Source organism: Mesorhizobium sp. M7A.F.Ca.AU.002.02.1.1 (assembly GCF_003998535.1).
Lineage (GTDB): Bacteria > Pseudomonadota > Alphaproteobacteria > Rhizobiales > Rhizobiaceae > Mesorhizobium > Mesorhizobium ciceri.
Map to the genome: position 1 here is coordinate 1 of NZ_RZPB01000602.1, position 3,673 is coordinate 3,673.

Below are 3,673 nucleotides of genomic sequence, written 5' to 3' on the forward strand. Positions count from 1 at the left end.
GCCTCTCGTCGGTCTTGCTCGACTGGTCGAGGACTTCGAGGAGGTAGGGGCGGCAATCAGCGAGGCAGGATCCGTCCTCAACCGGCCCCTGGAAAGCAGTTCGAATTCCACAGGTCTGAGACCGAAGCTCGTTGGCGAGATCAGTTTCCGTGATCTGACCTTCACCTACATCGGCACCAACACGCCAGCGCTTGACCGGGTCAACTTCGACATTCCAGCAGGGACGATGTTCGGCATCGTCGGGCGCAGCGGTTCGGGGAAATCGACAATTGCGCGGCTTCTGCAGGGGATCAATCGCGATTACAGCGGTTTTCTCAAGCTGGATGGCGTCGACCTCAAGGAAATCAACCTGCGTCACCTTCGCCAGGGGCTCGGCGTGGTCCTCCAGGACAATTTCCTTTTCCGCGGGTCGATTCGAGACAACATCATCGCCGGGCGCCCCGGCCTGACCCTTTCCGACGCCATGCGAGCCGCTCACCTTGCCGGCGCCGAAGAATTCATCGAACGCATGCCCAACGGCTATGACACCTATATTGAGGAAGGTTCGCCCAACCTGTCGGGTGGTCAAAAGCAGCGGCTGGCGATTGCGCGCGCGCTCATCCACGATCCGACCGTCATGATCCTTGACGAGGCGACCAGCGCGCTTGATCCGGAGAGCGAGGCGGTGGTCAGCGCCAATCTCATGCGCATCGCCAGGGGCCGCACGATGATTATTGTTTCGCACCGGCTTTCCTCGCTGACCGAATGCGACCAGATCCTGGTCATGGATCAGGGCCAGGTCCTCGATGTCGCGCCGCATGCGACCCTGCTCGAACGATGCGCGCTCTACCGCCAGCTTTGGATGCAGCAGAACCGGCATCTTGACAATCGCCAAGCTCGTCTGGCCGCTGTGCCGCCGAGACTTGTGTGAGCATCGGCTTCGGGGCGCCCATGAGCAGCATCACCCATTCCAGTCTTCCCGTCCGGCGCCGGACAGAGCCGAGCGATCCGACGATGCCCGTCATCCTGGAATTCCAATGGCCGTCGACGGCCATCGCCAATGCGCCCGTCCCACGAATGGCGCGCGGCATGGTCTGGATCATCTCAAGCATGGTCGTTGCCCTGATAACACTCTCAGGGCTCATACCGGTCGATCAGGTCGTCTCCACCAGAGGGCTCGTGGTGTCGCAATCGCCGAATATTCTGGTGCAGCCGCTCGAGACGGCGATCGTCCGCTCGATCGAGGTGCGCGAAGGACAGCGCGTGCGAGCCGGTCAAACGCTTGCTCGCCTCGACGCGACCTTCGCCTACGCTGACCTTGCTGCGCTGACGACACAGGTCTCGACACTTGAAGCCGAAGTGGCCCGTTTGAAAGCGGAAGCCGACGGAAAGCCCTTCAGCTATGACGGTCTGGACCCGAGTTGGACCCTGCAGGCATCAATCTTCGATCGTCGAAAAGCCGTCTACGACGCCAAGCTGTCGAGTTTTGACCGGCAGAGCGATGAACTCAGTTCCGTGATCTCGCGTTCCCGGTCCGATGCTGACGGCTACCGCCAGCGACTGGCCGTCGCGGCTTCGATCGAACGGATGCGCAAGCAACTGGAAGCAAGACAGGTGGGCAGCCGCCTCAATACGCTTCTGGCCGAGGACAACTGGGCAGAGATGTCCCGGGCGCTCGGCAACGCCGAGCAGACATCGGAAGCTGCCAAGCGACAACAGGCGACGGTGGCCGCCGACCGCGATGGCTACATCCAGAGCTGGCGCGCGGAAGTCTCGCAAGGCCTGTCGGAGGCGGGCTCGCGTATGTCCGATGCCCGTGAGCTTCTCAACAAGGCAAAGCTGCGTAAACAGTTGGTTGAGCTGAAAAGCGATGCAAACGCCATCGTTCAGTCAGTGGCGAAGGTTTCCGTCGGGTCGATCCTGCAATCGGGTGACCGGCTGATGACCCTGGTGCCGGACGACGCGGTGCTTGAAATCGAAACGAACATTGTCGGCCGTAGCAGTGGGTTCGTCCACGTCGGTGACCCCGTGGCCATCAAGTTCGACACCTTTCCATATTCGCAATATGGCGTCGCGCATGGCACTGTGCGCACGGTGAGCCCGGATTCCTTCTCGGCCCGGGAACAGGCGCGCGACCCGAACAGCTCGTTGGCCATGCTGCCCCCGGACGCTGACCTGTTTTACCGCACGCAGATTTCCATCGACGAGGTCGCCCTCCATGGCGTGCCCGCAAGTTTCACGATCGTCCCTGGCATGCCGGTAACCGCTGACGTCAAGGTCGGCCGCCGTACCGTGCTCAAGTATATTCTCGGCGCCATACTCCCCCTGGGCCAAGAAGCGATGAGGGAGCCATAGGCTCGGGCGCCGTGCGCGACAAACGGAGGTATGCGTTCTCGCATCGATGGCAATCCTTGACCGCCTGACTGCTTACGGTCCACCAGCGCTGGTATTGCGCCGGGCGATCCAGCTTTCTGACAGCGGCAAGCCTTTAGAAGCCTTTCCGCTGCTGGCAATTGCGGCACGCGCCGGGATTGTCGAGGCCGAATACCGCGTCGCTCGTTGCTATCTCGAAGGTTTGGGTGTGCCGCCAAGCCGGTCGGAAGGCGCGCGTTGGCTGCGGCGAGCGGCCGATCACGGCAGCCCCGATGCCCAGTCGCTCCTCGCCGCGCTTTACGTGGCTGGACTGGCGGCGCAGGAGCCCGACGGCAATGGCTTGGAATCGCAAAGCTTGTTCGAACGGGATTCCTCGCGGGAGCCGGAATTCGCGGCAGCGTTCGGGCTCGCGAAAAAGGCAGCCGAAGCTGGCTCCGCAACCGGGCAGGCAATTCTCGCCTATATCCTCAGCAGAGGCCCCGAAGCGATGCGGGACCTGGATGCGGCGCATGGCTGGTATGAGAAGTCTGCGGCAGCCGGCTGCCCTGAGGGATGCCTGGGCCTTGCTCTTTCCCTCGCCCGGCGCGGGCAGCCTGCGCAGACGGCCAAAGTTGCCGCCGAGGTTCGACGCGCTGCCGACGCCGGTCTGCCAACCGCAATCTACCTTCTTGGGGTCCTGACTGAGCATGGACGCGGCATGCCAGCTGATCGACCGGCAGCCGCGCGACTGTATCAGCTTGCCGCGGAGAAAGGCTTGCCCTCAGCCCAATTCCGGTTGGGATCGGCGCTCATCGAGGGTGGCCTTGCAGGTCAAGATATCGCCGCCGGCGAGGCGTGGATGCGGCGGGCCGCATTGGCAGGAAATATTGAGGCAGCCTATCGTCTGGGCGATCGGCATGTGAAGAGTTCGCCGCCAGACTATGCGGACGCCGCAACATGGTACCGACGGGCGGCAAATGCCGGCCATCAGGCTGCTGCCCGTGCGTTGGCATCGCTTTATCTTTCCGGAAACGGAGTCGCACGGGACGTCGAAGAGGGAGCGCGCTGGCTGCGTACGTCCGCAAATGCGGGAAATCAGCAAGCGCAGGTCGACTTTGCCAATCTGGTTATCGAAGGAGCAGGCGAGCCTGGCGACCGCGCCAGCATCGCTGGATGGTTCGAGGCGACCGCCTCATCGGGCGATCTGATTGCAGCGTTCAACCTCGGCCTCTGCTTTGCCGAGGGCGTCGGCGTGCGAAAGGACGAGGAGCAAGCTGCCCGATGGGTGAGGCGGGCAGCCGAAGGCGTGGCCGAAGCGCAATATGCCTACGCGCGAATGCTT

The 3,673-nt window shown here is 62.8% G+C and carries 3 protein-coding genes; all 3 read left to right on the forward strand.

Going from position 1 to position 3,673, the window contains the following annotated elements:
• Positions 1-910 (forward strand): ATP-binding cassette domain-containing protein (locus EN879_RS27625; protein WP_127274369.1); only part of this gene is annotated, 910 nt, incomplete at its 5' end.
• A 20-nt stretch (positions 911-930) separates the two neighbouring features.
• Positions 931-2,334 (forward strand): HlyD family type I secretion periplasmic adaptor subunit, encoded by a 1,404-nt coding sequence (locus EN879_RS27630; protein ID WP_127274370.1) that lies wholly within the window; start codon positions 931-933, stop codon positions 2,332-2,334.
• A 46-nt stretch (positions 2,335-2,380) separates the two neighbouring features.
• A partial coding sequence (locus tag EN879_RS27635; RefSeq protein WP_127274371.1) for an SEL1-like repeat protein occupies positions 2,381-3,673 on the forward strand: 1,293 nt, incomplete at its 3' end.

Bases quoted from the DNA above. Each gene is read 5' to 3' on its own strand.
- EN879_RS27630 (WP_127274370.1), top strand. From the start codon at position 931: ATGAGCAGCATCACCCATTCCAGTCTTCCCGTCCGGCGCCGGACAGAG.